This window comes from Photobacterium makurazakiensis, from assembly GCF_050336715.1.
GTDB classification, from domain to species: Bacteria; Pseudomonadota; Gammaproteobacteria; order Enterobacterales; family Vibrionaceae; genus Photobacterium; species Photobacterium makurazakiensis.
This window is the reverse complement of record NZ_JAKJSJ010000012.1, coordinates 131,172-148,713: the sequence shown is the minus strand read 5'-3', so window position 1 is coordinate 148,713 and position 17,542 is coordinate 131,172. Positions and strand designations below refer to the sequence as shown.

The following is a 17,542-nucleotide window of genomic DNA, read 5'->3' as shown; positions in this document are numbered from 1 at the left end:
TACAGGCAAAGAATTACGAAAAATATGCTTCATTTCACAACGAAGCGGCCTGTCTGGTACGCCATCCATTTATCCAGCATTATCAAAGATGATTCTTTGTTGCTGGAAAAGCCCAAAGTTGAGGGGCATTGGCTACAATTTCCCTGAGATGGCGACGATTGTATTCACTTAACAGCTCGCTAACAATAATAGGATTTTGTTTCGATGCTGCTTTCGGACACTTTCTTGATTTATATCAAACGGCATGAACTGTAATTACGATTCTCGACATTGTTTAACATTAGCTACAAAAAAATGCGTCGTGCTCAAGGCATAACTGATTATGTGTGAAAAAGTCTCGCAATGGTGTAACTATCAATCGATTGTTTTCAATCTCAAGCAACACCCTGTTTACCCTTGCTTTGCAATTCTAACAGCATTTAACCCGAGAAGCATTGTTATTAGCGATTCTCAGAATAATGTTCGACATCAAAGACTAATTTCTGAGCTTCGAGCCGTTACTCAGCAGTTATTACCCATAATTTGTAGCGATCCAAGTGGGCAATGGCAAGAGCAAGGCGTCATGATCGGCATACCGTTAGACGTTGCCAAAAATTATGCCGCTCAATGGGGGCAAAATGCTATTTACTGGGTCGAGGGTGGCAGTTTATTCTTAGTTCCTGTTTTACTGCAAGGTTATGAAATACAAAGGTTGGGTGATTGGCGAGGCTTTTTCTACACTTAATGAATGGGCTTTACCGCGATTTCATTCTAGCGATGCAAGGAGAAAAGCATGAACGATCTCTTACCCGATTTATGTGATCATTATGAACAGGATATTCATTGGTTACCTTTGGCGATGCACGATTATGGTGGTCGAAGTGTCTTTTATGGCGAGCTGGTGACACTGCGCTGCTTTGAAGACAACAGCCTTGTTCGAGATATTGTTAGTTTACCGGGAAAAGGCAAAGTACTGTTTATTGATGGTCACGGCTCATGTACGAAAGCCTTACTGGGTGATCAGCTTGCGTTGCTTGCTCATAAAAATGGTTGGGAAGGCATTGTTATCAATGGGGCTGCGAGAGATATTGCCACGTTAGCAACGATTGATATTGGGGTTAAAGCACTGGGAGTATGTCCAATTAAAACGGTGAAGCGGCAGACTGGCGAGAAAAATGTAACGCTAATTGTTGCCCATACTCTGATTTATCCTGGGGATATGATTTACGCTGATCTTAATGGTGTGATTTTTAGTAAGCATTCTCTCGATTTATCGACACTATAGACACGATGCTGGCCGATATGAGATCGGCCAATCATGTGCGTTTCACTGAAAAAGAAAGGTAGCTAGAACTTGAACCCAATACCAAGTTGGTAGATTTGCTCAAGCGCTTCGTAATCCATTGTTGCATGAAGGTTGAGTCGTTCAGTTACTTCATACTGGCTGGATAGCTCCACCCCCATAACGGTTTCTTTTTCATGGGTTTCTGATGTGACCGCGCTATTTAAACTTAATTTACGAGAGAGATTGTACTTAACCCCAGATAACAGCCCACGGCTGGGTGAGTGTTGAGCATTACCTGATTTCAGGCGAGTACTGAGGTAGAGCTCGGTATTGCTACTGAGTGAATAAGTGTAACCGCTATCGATTTGCCAAAGATCAAACTGTTCTGCCCCCTTTGATTGAGAAGACATAAACCATCCTGATGCATCACTATCATCAAGGATATCGAATAATCCTTTTTCTGCTGCTGTTGTTGGTAATGCCACTACCAGCAGGGCAACTGTGATCAGCATTTTTTGCATGCATCACCTTCCCTGTGTTTTTTTATTGTGTTGTTAACGTTTTTAAACGCCTTTATTTTTATTTAACCAAATAAGAGTAGGACAAGTTGCATAAAAATAACACTGTTAAATTTATGCACTGGGATGCACCTCTGTTTTATCGCTCCAGCCGGAGTTTATTACTGTATGGGTACACATCTTCGTAGACCCCATTGGCAATATTGACCTGTAACTGTTGCCAATAGGCCGGGTCAAAGAGATCGCTGTGAAGCTCGTTAAACAACGCTCTGACCGTAGGGTTTATCAGCAAAAAGGTTCTAAATTCTTCAGGGAAAACGTCATTGACCCCAACGCTGTACCAAGGTTCAGCTGCCATTTCATCCTCTGGGTAGCGAGGAGGAGGGATCTGACGAAAATTCATTTCGGTCATATAGCTAATTTCATCATAATCATAAAACACCACACGTTTATGCCGTGTTACCCCAAAGTTCTTAAAGAGCATATCACCGGGGAAAATATTGGCAGCGGCGAGTTGTTTGATTGATTTACCATACTCATCAACGGCATGGCGTAATTCGGTTTCGTTAGCTTGCTCAATATAGATATTGAACGGGATCATCCGGCGCTCTGTGTATAAGTGCTTAATGATGATTTGCTCATCTGTCACGGTAATGATCGACGGGGCAACGTTAAGTAACTCTTCCAATAACTCGTCACTGAAGCGGTGGCGTTCAAAGGTAAAATTACGGTATTCCTGCGTATCGGCCATGCGGCCAACCCGATCATGCTCTTTGACTAATTTATATTTTTCTTTAACTGTCGCGTGGCTGATGTCTTTTTGGGGGGCGAATTTATCTTTGATAATTTTGAATACGAAATCGTATGAGGGCAATGTAAATACCGACATTACCATCCCTTTAATACCTGGAGCGGTAACAAACTTATCGTTGGAATGCTCTAAATGATGGAGGAACTCACGGTAAAGCTCTGTTTTACCATGTTTCTGACAACCAATTGCGGTGTATAGCTCGGCTTTGGTTTTATTGGGAATGAGTTCATTTAAAAAGTGCACTAAAGCACCTGGTGCTGGTGCATAAACCATGAAATAAGAGCGGGCAAAACCAAATAAAATGCTGACATCACTTACATCACAAATGCAGGCATCGACGTATAGGGTATTTTCGTCAGTATTTAAAACAGGCAGCACCAATGGAATACTATTGTGATCATCTATTCGGAGCCGACCAATTAGATAAGCCGCTTTATTGCGGAAAAAGGGCTCTCTGATCATCTCAATCACGGGTTGGCTAGTAATCGCAACCCCAAGTTCGCGGTGTAAACGTTGGCTGATCACTTGCACGTCACGCGCTTTATCTTGCCATTCTTGGGTAAATGGCGTGTCGTCAAGAATCCGCTCTAGTAACGAATGTAATCCAGCCCCGGTGTTATATAGGCGAGTTAAAGAGGTTGGATAGGGGGGAATACGATTTTCTTGTGAACTATGGACGAATAGTTTATCCCGGTTAATATTCCGATGTTCAAATATTCGACAATAAACCGAATTAAAAAAACTTTCTGCAATTTCATAACGAGGATAATCGAGCAGGAGATCTTCATAGGCACGCTTCACCCCCATTAGAAAGGTGTGATTGGCATAACGTTTACCCAGCATGATCTGAATCTGGCTGGTTACAAGGCCTACATGGTGATCATAGAACTTTATACGTGTTTTTAATGCTTGATGAACCGCTGACCAGTTTTTTGCCTCGAAGCGCTCTTGAGCACCGGCGGTAACATCCAAAAAACGACCATACATGGCATCAAAGCCTTGTAAAATCGTATGTGCGACTAATTGTTCCATTGCTGCAGTCATTCGGGATCCCTCCGAATCAGTTATGCTTATACTTGCTTAATAATCGGTACTATACATATGTGTATTTTTGGCACTGATTTACCCAATAGGCAAATTGTATAAAAAACAGACACAGCAATACTATGCATTGAGAGCGAGAGAACTGCAATCAATTGCGGCTTTTTATGCGTCTTAAACATACTTTGATGTTGTTTTATTGCACGGTTTGCTAATGATGTCGCCATCGTAAATGTGATTTATAGTTGACTCACTGCCGTTATTCCGGTAAACGTAAATGAATACAAACTATTGGCCGTTTTTTAGGATAGCTATGTTTAACGTAATCAGCTCAATTATTACCACCACCATTATTACCGGCACCATGTGTGTTGGGGCGGGCTGATGCGTAGAGAAATTTAAAAAAAGCCCGCACCCTCCAAGGTGTGGGCTTTTTTTTTAACTATTGAAATTGTTTTGCTCTGTATGTGCAGAGATCTGGTTAAGGAAGTTGGGAGTAGGGAATGCGAGTATTAAAGTTTGGCGGTTCATCGTTGGCAGACGCCGACCGTTTTTCAAGAGCGGCAGACATTATTGCGAATAATGCGCAGCAGGGTGAAGTGTCTGTGGTGCTATCAGCGCCGGGCAAAGTAACAAACAAACTGGTGTCGGTCATTGACAGTACGGTTCAACATGGCGAATCTGAATTACAGTTGGCTGATCTTGAGTCGGTATTCAAGGCGCTGTTCTCTGGCCTAAAGGAAGTCGAACCTGCATTTGATAAAGCAGCATTGGATAGCAAGCTTGCTAGCTCTTTAGGCCAGCTGAATCAATATGTGCATGGGATCAAATTACTTGGCCTTTGCCCTGATAATGTGTATGCCAAAATTATCAGTAAGGGTGAGCGCCTTTCTATTGCCACAATGAAAGCGCTATTAGAAGCAAAAGGCCAACCCGCGAGCTTGATTGATCCTGTTGCTTACCTTTATGCCGAAGGCGATTACTTAGAAGCGCATGTAGATATTGAAGTCTCGACGCAAAACTTTAAGCGCGATCCACTTCCAGCCGGACACGTTAATATTATGCCTGGCTTTACTGCGGGCAATGAAAAAGGTGAGCTAGTAACGCTTGGTCGCAATGGCTCAGATTATTCCGCAGCAGTATTAGCCGCGTGTTTACGTGCAGAGTGTTGTGAAATTTGGACTGATGTCGATGGTGTCTACAGTTGTGATCCTCGCTTGGTGCCAGATGCTCGCTTATTGAAGTCACTTAGCTATCAAGAAGCGATGGAGCTTTCTTATTTCGGTGCCTCTGTTTTACACCCGAAAACCATTGCACCAATTGCTCAATTTCATATCCCTTGTCTGATTAAAAACAGCTTTACCCCTCAGGGGGCTGGTACATTAATTGGCCTTGATACAGGGGAAGATCAGTTAGATATTAAAGGGATCACAACCCTAAAAGATCTGACGATGGTTAATATTTCAGGTCCTGGCATGAAGGGCATGGTGGGTATGGCGGCAAGGGTCTTTGGCGCCATGTCGGCTGCTGGTGTGTCAATTGTCTTGATCACGCAATCTTCATCGGAATATAGCATTAGTTTCTGCATTGAGAGTCTCGATAAAGATTGTGCGCAACAGGCGCTACAAGATAACTTTGAACTTGAATTGAAAGAAGGCTTCCTTGAGCCTGTTGAATTTATGGATAAAGTGGCAATTGTTACCTTGGTTGGTGACGGTATGCGCACTTCTCGTGGTGTTGCTTCGCGCTTCTTTACTTCACTGGCTGAAGTCGACGTTAACATTGTTGCCATTGCTCAGGGCTCATCAGAGCGAGCTATTTCGGCGGTTATTCCCGACGTGAAAGTGTCAGAAGCGGTGAAAGCTTGTCACGAAAACTTATTTAACAGTAAGCACTTCCTTGATGTTTTCGTGATTGGGGTCGGCGGTGTTGGTGGTGAGTTAGTTGAACAGATCCGTCGCCAGCAAGCCAAACTGTCAGAAAATGGTATTGAGATCCGAGTCTGTGGTTTAGCCAACAGTAAAGGTTTGCGACTTGATAGTAATGGCTTAGAGCTTGATAACTGGCGCGATTTAATGGGTCAGGTAGAGGAGCCATTGAGCCTAGCGCGAATGATCCAGTTGGTACAACGCAACCACATTATTAACCCTGTCATTATTGACTGTACCTCAGACGAAGGCATTGCCGAGCAGTATGCAGATTATTTGGCTGCGGGTTTCCATGTGATCACCCCAAACAAAAAAGCAAATACTGCAAGCATGGCTTATTACCAACAGTTACGCCAAGCGGCACGTTCAACACGTCGTAAATTTATGTATGACACCACAGTTGGCGCAGGCTTGCCAGTCATCGAAAATCTACAAAACCTAATGGCTGCGGGTGATGAGCTCGAGCGTTTTTCTGGCATTTTATCGGGTTCGCTTTCTTATATCTTTGGCAAGCTAGATGAAGGTATGAGCTTTAGTGATGCGACAACAGTCGCGCGTGATAATGGGTTCACTGAACCTGATCCGCGTGATGATCTTTCTGGGATGGATGTCGCGCGCAAGCTCCTTATTCTTGCTCGTGAATCGGGTTTAGCGCTGGAGCTGGAAGACGTTGTGGTTGAGCAAGCGCTACCACCTGGTTTTGATGATAGTGGTTCAGTTGATGATTTTATGGCACGTTTGCCAGAAGCTGATGCCTATTTCAAACAGCTGTCTGCTGAGGCTGCGAAAGAGAATAAAGTACTGCGCTATGTGGGTGAAATCGATGAGGGACGTTGCTTCGTTAAGATTGCAGCAGTGAATCCAGATGATCCGATGTTTAAGATTAAAGATGGTGAAAATGCATTGGCATTCTACAGCCGCTATTACCAGCCAATTCCTCTGGTATTGCGCGGTTACGGCGCAGGTACAGAAGTGACGGCCGCTGGTGTGTTTGCGGATCTGATGCGTACACTTGGCTGGAAATTGGGGGTATAACATGAGTGTCGTTGTTTATGCGCCAGCTTCTATCGGTAATGTCAGCGTGGGATTTGATGTACTTGGTGCTGCGGTATCACCCATTGACGGTACGCTGTTGGGGGATCGGGTAAAGGTTGCTGCTGGTGATCTGCCATTTGCTTTGGAATGCGTTGGCCGCTTTGTTGATAAATTGCCACAGCAAGCTGAAGAAAATATTGTTTACCGTTGCTGGCAGGTTTTTGGCCGGGAGTTAGATAAACAAGGCCAAGCTTTAAAGCCTGTTGTCATGACGCTTGAAAAAAACATGCCAATTGGCTCAGGTTTAGGCTCGAGTGCTTGTTCAATTGTTGCTGCGCTGGATGCGTTGAATCGCTTTCATGACCAACCACTTAATGAGACCGAGCTATTAGCTCTCATGGGAGAGATGGAAGCAGAAATATCCGGTAGCCTTCACTATGATAATGTTGCACCTTGCTATCTAGGTGGGTTGCAGTTCATGGTCGAAGAGCTGGGGATTATTAGCCAATCGGTGCCTTGTTTTGACGAATGGTACTGGGTTATGGCTTACCCAGGTATAAAAGTACCGACGGCAGAAGCGCGTGCAATTCTACCATCGCAATACCGTCGCCAAGATGTCATTGCACATGGTCGTTACCTTGGTGGCTTTATTCATGCCTGCCATTCTCAACAACCTGAACTCGCAGCACAAATGATCAAAGATGTTGTCGCTGAACCTTACCGTGAACGTTTGTTGCCTGGCTTCTCAGATGCGCGGCAATACGCACTGGGTGCTGGTGCTCTGGCTAGTGGAATATCTGGCTCGGGACCAACGATGTTTAGTGTGTGTAATGACCTTGAAGTAGCAAAACGTATTGCACGTTGGCTGCAAGATCATTATGTTCAGAATGATGAAGGATTTGTCCATGTTTGTCGTTTAGACGGACAGGGCTCGAAAGTAACAGGAAGTGAGCTGTAACCATGAAGCTATACAACTTAAAAAACCATCAAGAACAAGTATCATTTGGGCAGGCTGTGCGCCAAGGACTTGGTAGTAACCAAGGCTTATTTTTCCCAACTGAACTGCCTTATTTCGATAATGTAGATGCATTACTCGATATGGACTTCAACAGCCGTAGCAGTAAAATATTATCGGCTTTTATTGGTGAAGAACTGTCTGCGGAAACGGTGGGGCAAATGGTTGGCAATGCTTTCCAATTCCCAGCACCGGTTGCGAAAGTGACAGATGATATTTATGCATTGGAACTATTCCATGGTCCAACCTTGGCATTTAAAGACTTTGGTGGGCGTTTCATGGCGCAGTCACTGGCGGCGGTAACGGACACCGATGGACGTATTACGATACTGACTGCCACATCGGGTGATACCGGTGCTGCTGTTGCACATGCGTTTTATGGTATGGACAACATAAAAGTTGTGATTTTGTATCCGAAAGGAAAAATCAGCCCATTACAGGAAAAGATGTTCTGTACGCTTGGTGGCAATATTACTACCGTCGCGGTTGAAGGCACATTTGATGACTGTCAGGCTTTGGTTAAGCAAGCGTTTGATGATGCTGAGTTACGTCAAGAAATTGGCCTAAACTCTGCGAACTCAATTAATATCAGCCGTTTAATGGCGCAAATTTGTTATTACTTTGAAGCTGTTGCCCAATTACCAAAAGCACAACGCAACGAACTTGTTATCTCAGTACCGAGCGGTAACTTTGGCAACCTAACGGCTGGCTTGCTTGCGAAAGCGATTGGTTTGCCTGTGAAACGATTCATTGCGGCAACTAATGAGAATGACACGGTTCCTCGTTACCTGAAAACGGGAACTTGGGCGCCAGAGCCAACGGTCGCCACTATTTCTAATGCGATGGATGTAAGCCAACCAAATAACTGGCCTCGTATTGAAGAGCTGTGCCGGCTTAAAGGTTGGGGGCTAGACGAGCTAGGTTACGGTGCAGTAAATGATGAGCAAACCGCCGAAACATTGAAAGCAATGGATCAAGCAGGTTACTTGTGCGAGCCGCACGGTGCAATCGCTTACCGTGTGCTAACCGAGCAGCTTGCTGAAGGTGAAACGGGCTTATTTTTATGTACCGCTCACCCTGCAAAGTTCAAAGAAGTGGTTGATGAGATCCTTGAAAAAGACATTGAACTTCCAGCCCCTTTGGCGAAGCATAATGCGATGGAATTATTGTCTCTAGAGCGTGAAAACGATTTTGAACAAATGAAAGCCGTGTTACGTCAAGTCCAGTAATTAGGCGTCAGATTACCGTATAAGAAAAGGGAGCCCATGGGCTCCCTTTTGCTATTTCTGTCGTTTATATATTGGCGTTATACAGTTTGCGAGCTTGTTTCCGTATCTGTTGGCATGGTATCCGACAGCATGTCTTCTGGCTCTTCTGCAAACTTATCCACCCACATAGCAAGCGCACCGTCACCGGTAATATTACATGCTGTACCAAAGCCATCTTGAGCTAGGTGCAGGGCGATTTGTAAGCCAATCATCGCTTCGGTAAAGCCCATCATTGATCCCAGTAGACCAACGGCTGCCATTACAGCTCCGCCCGGTGCTCCCGGCGCGGCAACCATTGTAATACCCAACATGCCAATAAATGGCAGTGCCTCAAGGAAGCTTGGCACGGTGGCGTTGCCTGTCACTAGAATAACGGCCACGCACACCGATGTGATGCTAATCGCAGAGCCCGACATGTGAATGTTGGCACACAGTGGGATCACAAAGTTAGCGATTGGCTTCTTCACCCCATTTTCTTGGGTTTGACGTAGAGTCACTGGCAGACTCGCGGCAGAAGACATAGTACCAATTGCTGTTACGTAAGCAGGTATCATTGTTTTCAGTAACTTAAGTGGTGAGCGACCCAGTAGTGCACCTGTGGTAATAAACTGGAAGCTTAGCCATAGCCAGTGAAGGGCAATAATCAGCATCAGTACAAAGGTGAAGGTTTTCAAGGTTGAGAAAACAGTACCCTGAATCGTCATATCGGCAAATACGCCAGAAATGTAAAACGGTAAAGATGGCACCATTACTTTCGATAGGAAAAGCTCGATGATATTACGGCCTTCGTCACTCGCTTTTCTTAGTTGCTCACTGTTGGTTGCGCTGATCCCCAAGCCAAAGATAAAGGCGATAGCTAACGCAGTCATCACCCCCATAACCGGTGGGATTTTTAAATCAATCAGCGGGGCAAGCGTACGAACCGCATTACTGACTTCACCTGGGCTAGTCAGTACCGAAGGCAGTACTTGGCTGGCAACAAGGTAGGCCATTGCACCAGCACACATTGTCGACATATAGCTTAAGCCGACAGTTTTACCCAGTAATTTACCGGAGTTCTTGGGAAGGTTAGCAATGCCGCTGGTAACAAAAAATAGAATTAATAAAGGGATGGTAAAACCAATCAGCTGGCTGATCAGCGCTTTCATTGTTATGAGGATTTGCACGAGTACATCAGGTGCAAATAGGCCGACAAGAATACCAGCTACAATACCTGCAATGAGTTTTAGAATTAGTTTCATCGCCAACGTTCCTATTGAGGAGTTTAAAAAATCCAGAAAATTAATTAGTCATAATTAAGCGAACGGAGTTTTATCACTTCTAGAAGTAGGATGCCAAAAAAGCGGGCTTTTTATGTCGTACTAGCTACAAAAATGAAATTGCATGCAGTAAATATCCCCATAACGGTTATTTCTTTGACATGCATTAAGGTGATGGGTGTAAATAGGTATGAATGGGCGTTTTTTGCGTGCTAGGCAGCATATCAATAGCAGGTGGTATACCTGCTATTGACAGAAGACGTTAATAAGTGATTGGTTTGATTTAACTATTAGTCTGTGTTTGCTGAGCGGTCTCAGGTTGAGGAGACTGCTTGGCAAACTTATTTACCCAAAGTGAAATCGCACCGTCTCCAGTAATGTTACAAGCTGTGCCAAAACTGTCTTGTGCCATGTACAGTGCAATCATCAGTGCTAGCTCTGCTTCTCCAAACCCGAGCATTGTCGACATCAAGCCTAGAGCAGCCATAACCGCACCACCAGGTGCGCCTGGGGCGGCGATCATCGTAACGCCAAGCATCATGATAAATGGCAGCATCTCGATAAGTGATGGGATTGCAATGTGCTGGCTTAGTGCCATCACGGCAGTTGAGCAGATCACCAACGTAATGGTCGATCCGGAAAGGTGGATTGTGGCACATAATGGGATGGTGAAATTTGCAATGGAATCGTTGACGCCATTTTCTTTGGTCTGGCGCAGTGTCACAGGGATGGTGGCTGCCGATGACATGGTACCAATCGCTGTAAAATAAGCAGGGAGCATGGTTTTAAGAAGCTTGAATGGAGAATGGCCTAAAGCCAGACCAGTAACGGTGTACTGGATTGTCAGCCATGCCCAATGCATAAAGATAGCCAGCGCTAACACGACACCAAAGGTTTTTAAGGTCGAAAAGACGGTGCCGTCGGCCGCCATTTCAGCAAAGACCCCTGAAATATAGAATGGTAGGAAAGGGATGATGACTTTTGCGAGTAATAAATCAATGATCCCACGGCCATCTTCAGCAATTGTTTTTAATGGCTTACTATCAGTAATGCTAATACCCAGTCCAAACAGGAAGGCGGTTGCCAGCGCAGTCATGACACCAAACATCGGCGGGATTTCAAGAGTGATAAAACTTGTTAGCTTATTAGCACTTTCAGCACCAGAGGTTACAGTTTCTGGGATCCCTGCAATAACGGTACTGGCAACAAGAAAGGCGAGGCTACCAGCAATAATGGTGGAGCCATAAGAAAGGGCGACAGTTTTGCTCAGCAGTGAACCAGAGTTTTTCGGAAGACTGGCAATCCCACTGGTAATATAGAACAGAATAATAAGCGGAATGGTGAAACCAATGAGCTGGCCGCCGAGGAGTTTGATGGTTAGCAAAGCGCGGATAATAATGTCAGGGGCATAAAATCCGATCAGGATACCGAATAATATACCAGCGATAAGCTTGAAAATTAACTTCATGTATGGGCTCCAAATTGTTGTTATATATGTAACTCCGTTGCGTTTATTGCCCGTGCATACAAATTATTGATGGTAGGCAATGCTGGGAATGTACGCTTTATTTAGCATTAATGCCTAATATTCGATCACAAATTAGCAATGTATATAACAAAAAGAAGAGATTTAATTCAAAACTTAGATACAAGCGAGTGTTTAAGAGAGAGGACTTATTACGAGTATAAAAATGTGGGTATAAAAAACGGCATCGCTAAGATGCCGTTTTTCTACTGACAGCGAACTGTAATTACAGGCTGTTAGTGAAAGTACGTGCGATTACGTCTTTCTGTTGTTCTGTTGTAAGTGAGTTAAAGCGTACAGCGTAACCCGATACACGAATAGTTAGCTGTGGGTAGTTCTCTGGGTGCTCAACGGCATCTAAAAGAGTTTCACGCTTCAATACGTTAACGTTCAGGTGTTGACCACCTTCAATTTTTGCTGGAGCTTCGATCGCAACTTCACGAGACTCATATTCGCCTAGGTCTGCAGCTGGGATTACTTGGTCAGCATCGAAGCCATTGATTGCTACAACACAACGCGCTTCGTTCTTTTCGCTATCTAGCAGCCAGATCGAGTTTAGTAGATCGTCATTTGCCGCTTTAGTGATTTGAATACCTGTGATCATGACTTACTCCTTCCGAGGATGTAGTTAATTTTTTCGATTTTATTGTCGAGCTGCGTATTATATACCTCGAAATGTGTAAAATGATATTGATTTAGATCAAGTTACTACAAAAAACATTAAAATGTATAAGGTTGTTTTATTGAGCTATGTCAATTAAGCCGCATATACATTGGTGTTGCATGATAGTTTTATTAATTAAAAAAAAGTTTAAACGATCATTTGTAGTAAAATTACAACATAATAAGAGCTGAAAGCGCGCTCGAATACAGTAAAATGCGGTGCAAAGAGAGACTGTTTTGTATTGAGCTACGTTTGTAAGCAACGTCAACATTTATCGAGAGTAAGTAGACAATGAAATTGATTGGAGCACACGTATCAGCAGCTGGTGGTGTATATAAATCACCAGAAAATGCGCATCAACTAGGTGCTAATGCGTTTGCATTTTTTACCAAAAACCAACGGCAGTGGGTTGCCAAACCATTGGAAGATGATGTGATCGCTGCATTTAAAGCACGCTGCCAGCAATATGGGTTTAATCCAGATTCGATTCTTCCCCATGACTCTTATTTAATTAATCTTGGTGCCCCAGAAGCAGAGAAGCTTGAGAAGTCTCGAGCGGCTTTTGTTGATGAAATGGAACGTTGTAATCAGCTTGGTTTAACGTTACTGAATTTCCATCCAGGTAGTCATCTAAAAAAAATCAGTGCAACTGAGTGTATTGCTTTGATTGCTGAGTCGATTAATTTAGCGCATCAACAAGTGCCTGATGTTGTTGCTGTGATAGAAAATACTGCAGGGCAAGGTAGTAATTTAGGGTGGCGCTTTGAACATTTGGCAGAAATTATTACGCAGGTAGAAGATAAGTCTCGAGTCGGGGTTTGCATTGATACCTGCCATGCTTTTGCTGCCGGTTATGATTTACGAACAGAAGTGGCAACAGACGTCACTTTTACGGAGTTTGATCAAGTTGTTGGGATGCAATATTTACGAGGGATGCACCTTAATGATTCAAAAGGAGGCCTAGGTAGCCACCTTGATCGCCACCACAGTTTAGGTGAAGGCCAAATTGGCTGGGAGTGCTTTCGTTACCTTATGCAAGATCAACGCTTTGACAATATACCGCTGGTGTTGGAAACCATTAATCCGGATATTTGGCGACAAGAAATAGAAACATTGCGCTCATTTATCCCTGCAAAGTAAAGGGCTACTGTGGGGCAATAATCACCATTTCAGTGCAATTAGGGACAAGCCAACGACTACCTTTGCTTTAAGTGATTGATAGTGCTGAATTATATATTTTATTTCATGTTGGCATTCTTCTTTCATAGTTCTATTGGTAAGGACGAAAATTGATACTTTTTGCAAGGAAGCACTATGAATACTGAAATGATGATTTTAAACCTCACTATCTCTCGCTTACCACAGGCATACCGGTATAACCAAGGGCGGGGGCATTGGCGGACGCCCGTTGTCCCTATTTTGAAAGAACCTTTAGATAAGCGTAATGAGAAGTAGATTATCGGCCGCTGGCGTTTGGTATAGAATGTGGGGTCTATTGTTGATTAGGACCTAGTCATGAGCCCAAAAATGAGTTGGCAGGATGTGATCCTCGCTGAGCGTGAACAACCTTACTTCCAGCATGTTGAGCAATATGTGACTGCTGAGCGTGCTGCCAGCAAATCTATTTACCCTCCTCAGGATGACGTGTTCAATGCTCTTGAGGTAACACCCTTAGAAACTGTGAAGGTGGTGATTCTGGGCCAAGACCCTTACCATGGCCCGGATCAAGCGCATGGCTTAAGCTTTTCAGTGCGACCTGGTGTTAAGGTTCCCCCTTCTTTAGCCAATATGTATAAAGAGTTAGCGGAAGATATTCCTGGCTTTTCTATCCCTTCTCATGGTTGTTTGCAATCGTGGGCGGAGCAAGGGGTGCTGTTATTGAATACCGTACTAACCGTAGAGCAAGGTAAGGCGCATTCACATGCTAAAATCGGTTGGGAAACATTTACCGATAAACTTATCGAGGTTATCGATCATCAATGTGAAGGGGTGATTTTCTTACTCTGGGGGGCGCATGCCCAAAAGAAAGGTAAGAAGATTGATGCACAAAAGCACCATATATTGCGCTCTGCTCATCCATCACCACTATCGGCTTATCGAGGCTTCTTTGGGTGTAAGCACTTCTCGCAGACGAATTCATTACTGGAAGGAATGCAGAAGTCACCAATAAATTGGGCATTAAAAGATTGCATTTAATTAAACCAAATGTGATTGAAATGTAATTTATCTGTGCATTTAATAATCAAGATCAAAGTGATTTTATCCATCCCCGCATAAACTTTCACTAATGGAGAAAGTTACTGGGAGGTAAACACAATGATGTTAGATGACATTCATACTGAGCATGGTTATATCGGCCGACTGTTGAAGGTATTGCAGTTTAAATTAACGGCAATACGCAATGGTCAGTCAGTGAACTACAGCTTGATTAAAGATATTGTTGAGTATTTACAAAAGCATGCAGAGTGCTGTCACCATCCTAAAGAAGATATTCTTTACCATTACTATCAATCGAAATACGCTGATGATAATGGAAAGATGCAGAGCCTTGAAGATGAGCATGAAGAGCTTGCCAAACTGACCCATGACTTTGCAGATACTGTTGATATGATCTTGATGGATGCGGTGATCCCTCTGGATCTATTTGCAGATAAGCTTAATACCTTCGTTGTGCGGCAGCGATCGCACCTAGAGTTTGAGGAAAAAGAGATTTTTCCGCTTATTCGCCAGCACTTTACTCAAGATGACTGGCTTGCGGTATCACGTGATTACGATGAATGCGAATGCGATCCGCTATTCGGTCAACGTGTTTCAGAGCGTTTTCGGCATTTGGCTGAACGATTACAGGCTTGATCTGAATTCGCAGCGAGCAAATAAAAGAGTCGGTTTAAGCCGACTCTTTTTGATTGCAACTCGATCATCAGATGAAGCCCCTAATTGACTGTGATTAGCTTAGGGGGATTACTCTTTAAAATTCAATATCATCGCTAGGGCTCACCCTAAACATATCAATATCTGCAAGTTCTTTTCGAAGCCGTTGTCTGTCCTTAAGGGCTTCAATTTCACGCCATTTACGTTTTACAGGCTTACTGCGAGCACTTCGGCGTGGTGTATCTGTTGCAAGAATGTCATCGAATGCGTAGCTATCCATAGAGCACCTCTTCTCACACGTTGGGTATCAAATAAATATCATAAGAAGGGTAAACATAAAATTGATGTGTTTCGCATTTGTTGCTAAATCATGAATTTTTTATGTGTTTGACCTCTCAAAACCTTCATTTTGGAGAATGGTTGAGTGAATGTTGTACAGGCATGGGACGTTTAATCAATACTGGCGAGATGCCATATCAGTGATTAAATGGTTAATAACGTATAACTTTGCGTTTAGATTGCGGTGACTTCTTGATTTTTACTGGTTAACTTTGCATGATCATCTGCCACCTACAGTTGCATCAATAATATCATCCGTTTATAAAATAGATTGGGTAGCAGATATTCACATAACGATAACAAGATATCTGTGCAGGCAGTGCATTACGGGGATACCCGTTGAGTGTGGTTACTGTCATTTATTACATAATAAAACTAAGGTTGTAGTACTGCTGTTTGTCTCAATAAGCCGCACTTGCTATGACTAATATTTCTAATGGTTCAACCTATACGGGTTCAACGATTAGTTTGAATTGAATTTTAAGAGGTAGACGTGTCAAGTCAGATTAACTTTTTAAACGATCTGTTGTGGGGCTCTGTACTGATTTATTTGTTAATCGGTGTTGGCGTATTTTTTACTTATCGCTTGGGCTTTATTCAGTTTCGTCACTTTGGTCACATGTTTAGTGTGATGAAAAATAGCCGTAAATCTGACAAGGCAGGGATTTCGTCTTTTCAGGCACTTTGTACTAGCCTTGCTGCCCGTGTCGGTACTGGCAACATGGCCGGAGTTGCCGTTGCTTTAACGCTAGGAGGCCCTGGCGCTATTTTTTGGATGTGGTTGATTGCGATGCTGGGTATGGCCACGGCATTTGCAGAAAGCGCACTCGCACAACTGTATAAAACCCGAGACGATAATGGCAACTATCGAGGCGGGCCTGCTTATTATATGGAGAAAGGGCTAGGCATGCGCTGGATGGGCGTTGTCTTTTCTATCTTTCTGATCATTGCCTTTGGCTTGGTGTTTAATTCGGTACAGGCAAACTCGATTACTTTGGCGATGAATGTGGCCTTTGGATGGAACCCAGCCTATGTTGGGGTCGTGCTGGTGATAATGGCTGGCGTGATCATTTTTGGTGGACTGCGTACAATTGCCCGCACTGCTGAAATCCTTGTTCCAGCGATGGCGCTATGCTACTTGCTGCTCGCGTTATTCATTATGTTCAGTAACATCGAGAAGCTTCCCGATGTATTGAGCTTAATATTCCGCAGTGCCTTTGGCCTTGAAGAGGCGGCCTCGGGTGCCTTAGGCTATACCATTGCCCAAGGCATGATAAATGGCTTGAAGCGTGGTTTATTCTCTAATGAAGCTGGTATGGGCTCTGCACCGAATGCCGCTGCTTCTGCAACACCGTATCCACCACACCCAGCCTCTCAGGGCTATGTACAGATGTTGGGTGTTTTTATGGATACGATTGTCATTTGTTCTGCGACTGTCGCTATTATCTTAATGTCAGGTGAATATGTACCTCATAGTGAAATCACTGGTATAGAGCTCACTCAACGGGCATTAAGTTCACAAGTGGGTGGTTGGGGCTCAATATTTATTGCTGTTGCTATCTTCTTTTTTGCTTTCACATCGTTAGTTGCTAATTATTCTTACGCGGAAACCAACCTGATTTTCTTAAAACATAATCATAAAATAGGGCTGACACTTTTCCGCTTAGTGGTGCTGGGCATGGTGATGTTTGGTGCGATGGCTGACTTGCCTACGGTATGGGCAATGGCTGATGTATCGATGGGGATGATGGCGATTATAAACTTAATCGCGATAGTCTTACTGTCTGGTACGGCGGTGAAGCTGGCCAAAGATTACAACAAACAGTTAGCGCAAGGAAAAGTACCAACCTTTGATAGTAACGACTACCCAGAGTTACATGAGCAGCTTGAAGAAGGCATTTGGGATCAGTCGAAGAAAGACTAGTGTTTATCGATTGATTCCATCGTCATTGAGAATGCCGATGGAAGTAATAGAAAAGACCACGTGACAATCACGTGGTTTTT

At 43.7% G+C, this 17,542-nt stretch carries 16 protein-coding genes and 1 other annotated feature; of the genes, 10 read left to right on the top strand and 6 right to left on the bottom strand.

Annotated features, from left to right (window positions below):
* Window positions 1-322 precede the first annotated feature (322 nt).
* Entirely contained in the window at window positions 323-724 is a 402-nt protein-coding gene (locus L4D09_RS05305) for a DUF3293 domain-containing protein (RefSeq protein WP_428456456.1), read from the top strand.
* A 48-nt stretch (window positions 725-772) separates the two neighbouring features.
* Window positions 773-1,264, top strand: a complete 492-nt coding sequence (locus L4D09_RS05300; RefSeq protein ID WP_428456455.1) for a putative 4-hydroxy-4-methyl-2-oxoglutarate aldolase — start codon at window positions 773-775, stop codon at window positions 1,262-1,264.
* 62 nt (window positions 1,265-1,326) lie between these two features.
* On the opposite strand, the gene L4D09_RS05295 is transcribed toward L4D09_RS05300, so the two are convergent.
* On the bottom strand, window positions 1,327-1,785 hold the full coding sequence (locus L4D09_RS05295; RefSeq protein ID WP_428456454.1) for a hypothetical protein: 459 nt from the start codon (window positions 1,783-1,785) through the stop codon (window positions 1,327-1,329).
* A gap of 136 nt (window positions 1,786-1,921) precedes the next feature.
* Window positions 1,922-3,637, bottom strand: coding sequence for a bifunctional isocitrate dehydrogenase kinase/phosphatase (aceK, locus tag L4D09_RS05290; protein WP_428456453.1), 1,716 nt, complete (start codon window positions 3,635-3,637; stop codon window positions 1,922-1,924).
* Between the two features lie 320 nt (window positions 3,638-3,957).
* Window positions 3,958-4,074, top strand: a sequence feature (Thr leader region).
* A 63-nt stretch (window positions 4,075-4,137) separates the two neighbouring features.
* Between aceK and thrA the strand changes: the two genes are divergently transcribed.
* Genes thrA through thrC form a run of 3 tightly spaced genes read left to right on the top strand, consistent with a single transcriptional unit; the run spans window position 4,138 to window position 8,841 of the window.
* Window positions 4,138-6,597 (top strand): bifunctional aspartate kinase/homoserine dehydrogenase I, encoded by a 2,460-nt coding sequence (gene thrA, locus L4D09_RS05285; RefSeq protein WP_428456452.1) that lies wholly within the window; start codon window positions 4,138-4,140, stop codon window positions 6,595-6,597.
* A 1-nt stretch (window position 6,598) separates the two neighbouring features.
* Window positions 6,599-7,555: a homoserine kinase gene (gene thrB, locus L4D09_RS05280; protein WP_428456451.1), complete on the top strand. Its 957-nt coding sequence runs from the start codon at window positions 6,599-6,601 to the stop codon at window positions 7,553-7,555.
* A gap of 2 nt (window positions 7,556-7,557) precedes the next feature.
* Window positions 7,558-8,841, top strand: coding sequence for a threonine synthase (thrC, locus tag L4D09_RS05275; protein WP_428456450.1), 1,284 nt, complete (start codon window positions 7,558-7,560; stop codon window positions 8,839-8,841).
* A 77-nt stretch (window positions 8,842-8,918) separates the two neighbouring features.
* Here thrC and L4D09_RS05270 read toward each other — a convergent pair whose 3' ends face one another.
* From L4D09_RS05270 to grcA, 3 genes are all read right to left on the bottom strand, one after another.
* Window positions 8,919-10,121, bottom strand: a complete 1,203-nt coding sequence (locus tag L4D09_RS05270; RefSeq protein WP_428456449.1) for a dicarboxylate/amino acid:cation symporter — start codon at window positions 10,119-10,121, stop codon at window positions 8,919-8,921.
* A gap of 301 nt (window positions 10,122-10,422) precedes the next feature.
* Window positions 10,423-11,607, bottom strand: a complete 1,185-nt coding sequence (locus L4D09_RS05265) for a dicarboxylate/amino acid:cation symporter (protein ID WP_428456448.1) — start codon at window positions 11,605-11,607, stop codon at window positions 10,423-10,425.
* 283 nt (window positions 11,608-11,890) lie between these two features.
* Window positions 11,891-12,268: an autonomous glycyl radical cofactor GrcA gene (gene grcA, locus L4D09_RS05260; protein WP_428456447.1), complete on the bottom strand. Its 378-nt coding sequence runs from the start codon at window positions 12,266-12,268 to the stop codon at window positions 11,891-11,893.
* Window positions 12,269-12,619: 351 nt separating this feature from the next.
* On the opposite strand from grcA, the gene nfo reads away from it, so the two are divergent.
* The 4 genes from nfo (at window position 12,620) to L4D09_RS05240 (ending at window position 15,181) form a co-directional block, all read left to right on the top strand.
* The gene (nfo, locus tag L4D09_RS05255; protein WP_428456446.1) at window positions 12,620-13,468 is read left to right on the top strand and encodes a deoxyribonuclease IV; all 849 of its coding nucleotides are present in this window, start codon (window positions 12,620-12,622) and stop codon (window positions 13,466-13,468) included.
* 174 nt (window positions 13,469-13,642) lie between these two features.
* A complete protein-coding gene (locus tag L4D09_RS05250; RefSeq protein WP_428456445.1) occupies window positions 13,643-13,783 on the top strand; it encodes a hypothetical protein in 141 nt (46 codons plus the stop codon).
* A gap of 60 nt (window positions 13,784-13,843) precedes the next feature.
* Window positions 13,844-14,524, top strand: coding sequence for a uracil-DNA glycosylase (gene ung, locus L4D09_RS05245; protein WP_428456444.1), 681 nt, complete (start codon window positions 13,844-13,846; stop codon window positions 14,522-14,524).
* Window positions 14,525-14,644: 120 nt separating this feature from the next.
* Window positions 14,645-15,181 carry a hemerythrin domain-containing protein gene (locus tag L4D09_RS05240; RefSeq protein WP_428456443.1) on the top strand — a complete coding sequence of 179 codons (537 nt, stop codon included), beginning with the start codon at window positions 14,645-14,647 and terminating at the stop codon, window positions 15,179-15,181.
* Between the two features lie 115 nt (window positions 15,182-15,296).
* Here L4D09_RS05240 and L4D09_RS05235 read toward each other — a convergent pair whose 3' ends face one another.
* Window positions 15,297-15,479, bottom strand: a complete 183-nt coding sequence (locus L4D09_RS05235) for a DUF3545 family protein (protein ID WP_428456442.1) — start codon at window positions 15,477-15,479, stop codon at window positions 15,297-15,299.
* A gap of 552 nt (window positions 15,480-16,031) precedes the next feature.
* Here L4D09_RS05235 and L4D09_RS05230 point away from each other — a divergent pair.
* Window positions 16,032-17,462, top strand: coding sequence for an alanine/glycine:cation symporter family protein (locus tag L4D09_RS05230; protein ID WP_428456441.1), 1,431 nt, complete (start codon window positions 16,032-16,034; stop codon window positions 17,460-17,462).
* Window positions 17,463-17,542: the final 80 nt, after the last annotated feature.

Bases quoted from the DNA above. Each gene is read 5' to 3' on its own strand.
- L4D09_RS05305 (WP_428456456.1), top strand. From the start codon at position 323: ATGTGTGAAAAAGTCTCGCAATGGTGTAACTATCAATCGATTGTTTTC.
- L4D09_RS05300 (WP_428456455.1), top strand. From the start codon at position 773: ATGAACGATCTCTTACCCGATTTATGTGATCATTATGAACAGGATATT.
- L4D09_RS05295 (WP_428456454.1), bottom strand. From the start codon at position 1,785: ATGCAAAAAATGCTGATCACAGTTGCCCTGCTGGTAGTGGCATTACCA.
- aceK (WP_428456453.1), bottom strand. From the start codon at position 3,637: ATGACTGCAGCAATGGAACAATTAGTCGCACATACGATTTTACAAGGC.
- thrA (WP_428456452.1), top strand. From the start codon at position 4,138: ATGCGAGTATTAAAGTTTGGCGGTTCATCGTTGGCAGACGCCGACCGT.
- thrB (WP_428456451.1), top strand. From the start codon at position 6,599: ATGAGTGTCGTTGTTTATGCGCCAGCTTCTATCGGTAATGTCAGCGTG.
- thrC (WP_428456450.1), top strand. From the start codon at position 7,558: ATGAAGCTATACAACTTAAAAAACCATCAAGAACAAGTATCATTTGGG.
- L4D09_RS05270 (WP_428456449.1), bottom strand. From the start codon at position 10,121: ATGAAACTAATTCTAAAACTCATTGCAGGTATTGTAGCTGGTATTCTT.
- L4D09_RS05265 (WP_428456448.1), bottom strand. From the start codon at position 11,607: ATGAAGTTAATTTTCAAGCTTATCGCTGGTATATTATTCGGTATCCTG.
- grcA (WP_428456447.1), bottom strand. From the start codon at position 12,268: ATGATCACAGGTATTCAAATCACTAAAGCGGCAAATGACGATCTACTA.
- nfo (WP_428456446.1), top strand. From the start codon at position 12,620: ATGAAATTGATTGGAGCACACGTATCAGCAGCTGGTGGTGTATATAAA.
- L4D09_RS05250 (WP_428456445.1), top strand. From the start codon at position 13,643: ATGAATACTGAAATGATGATTTTAAACCTCACTATCTCTCGCTTACCA.
- ung (WP_428456444.1), top strand. From the start codon at position 13,844: ATGAGCCCAAAAATGAGTTGGCAGGATGTGATCCTCGCTGAGCGTGAA.
- L4D09_RS05240 (WP_428456443.1), top strand. From the start codon at position 14,645: ATGATGTTAGATGACATTCATACTGAGCATGGTTATATCGGCCGACTG.
- L4D09_RS05235 (WP_428456442.1), bottom strand. From the start codon at position 15,479: ATGGATAGCTACGCATTCGATGACATTCTTGCAACAGATACACCACGC.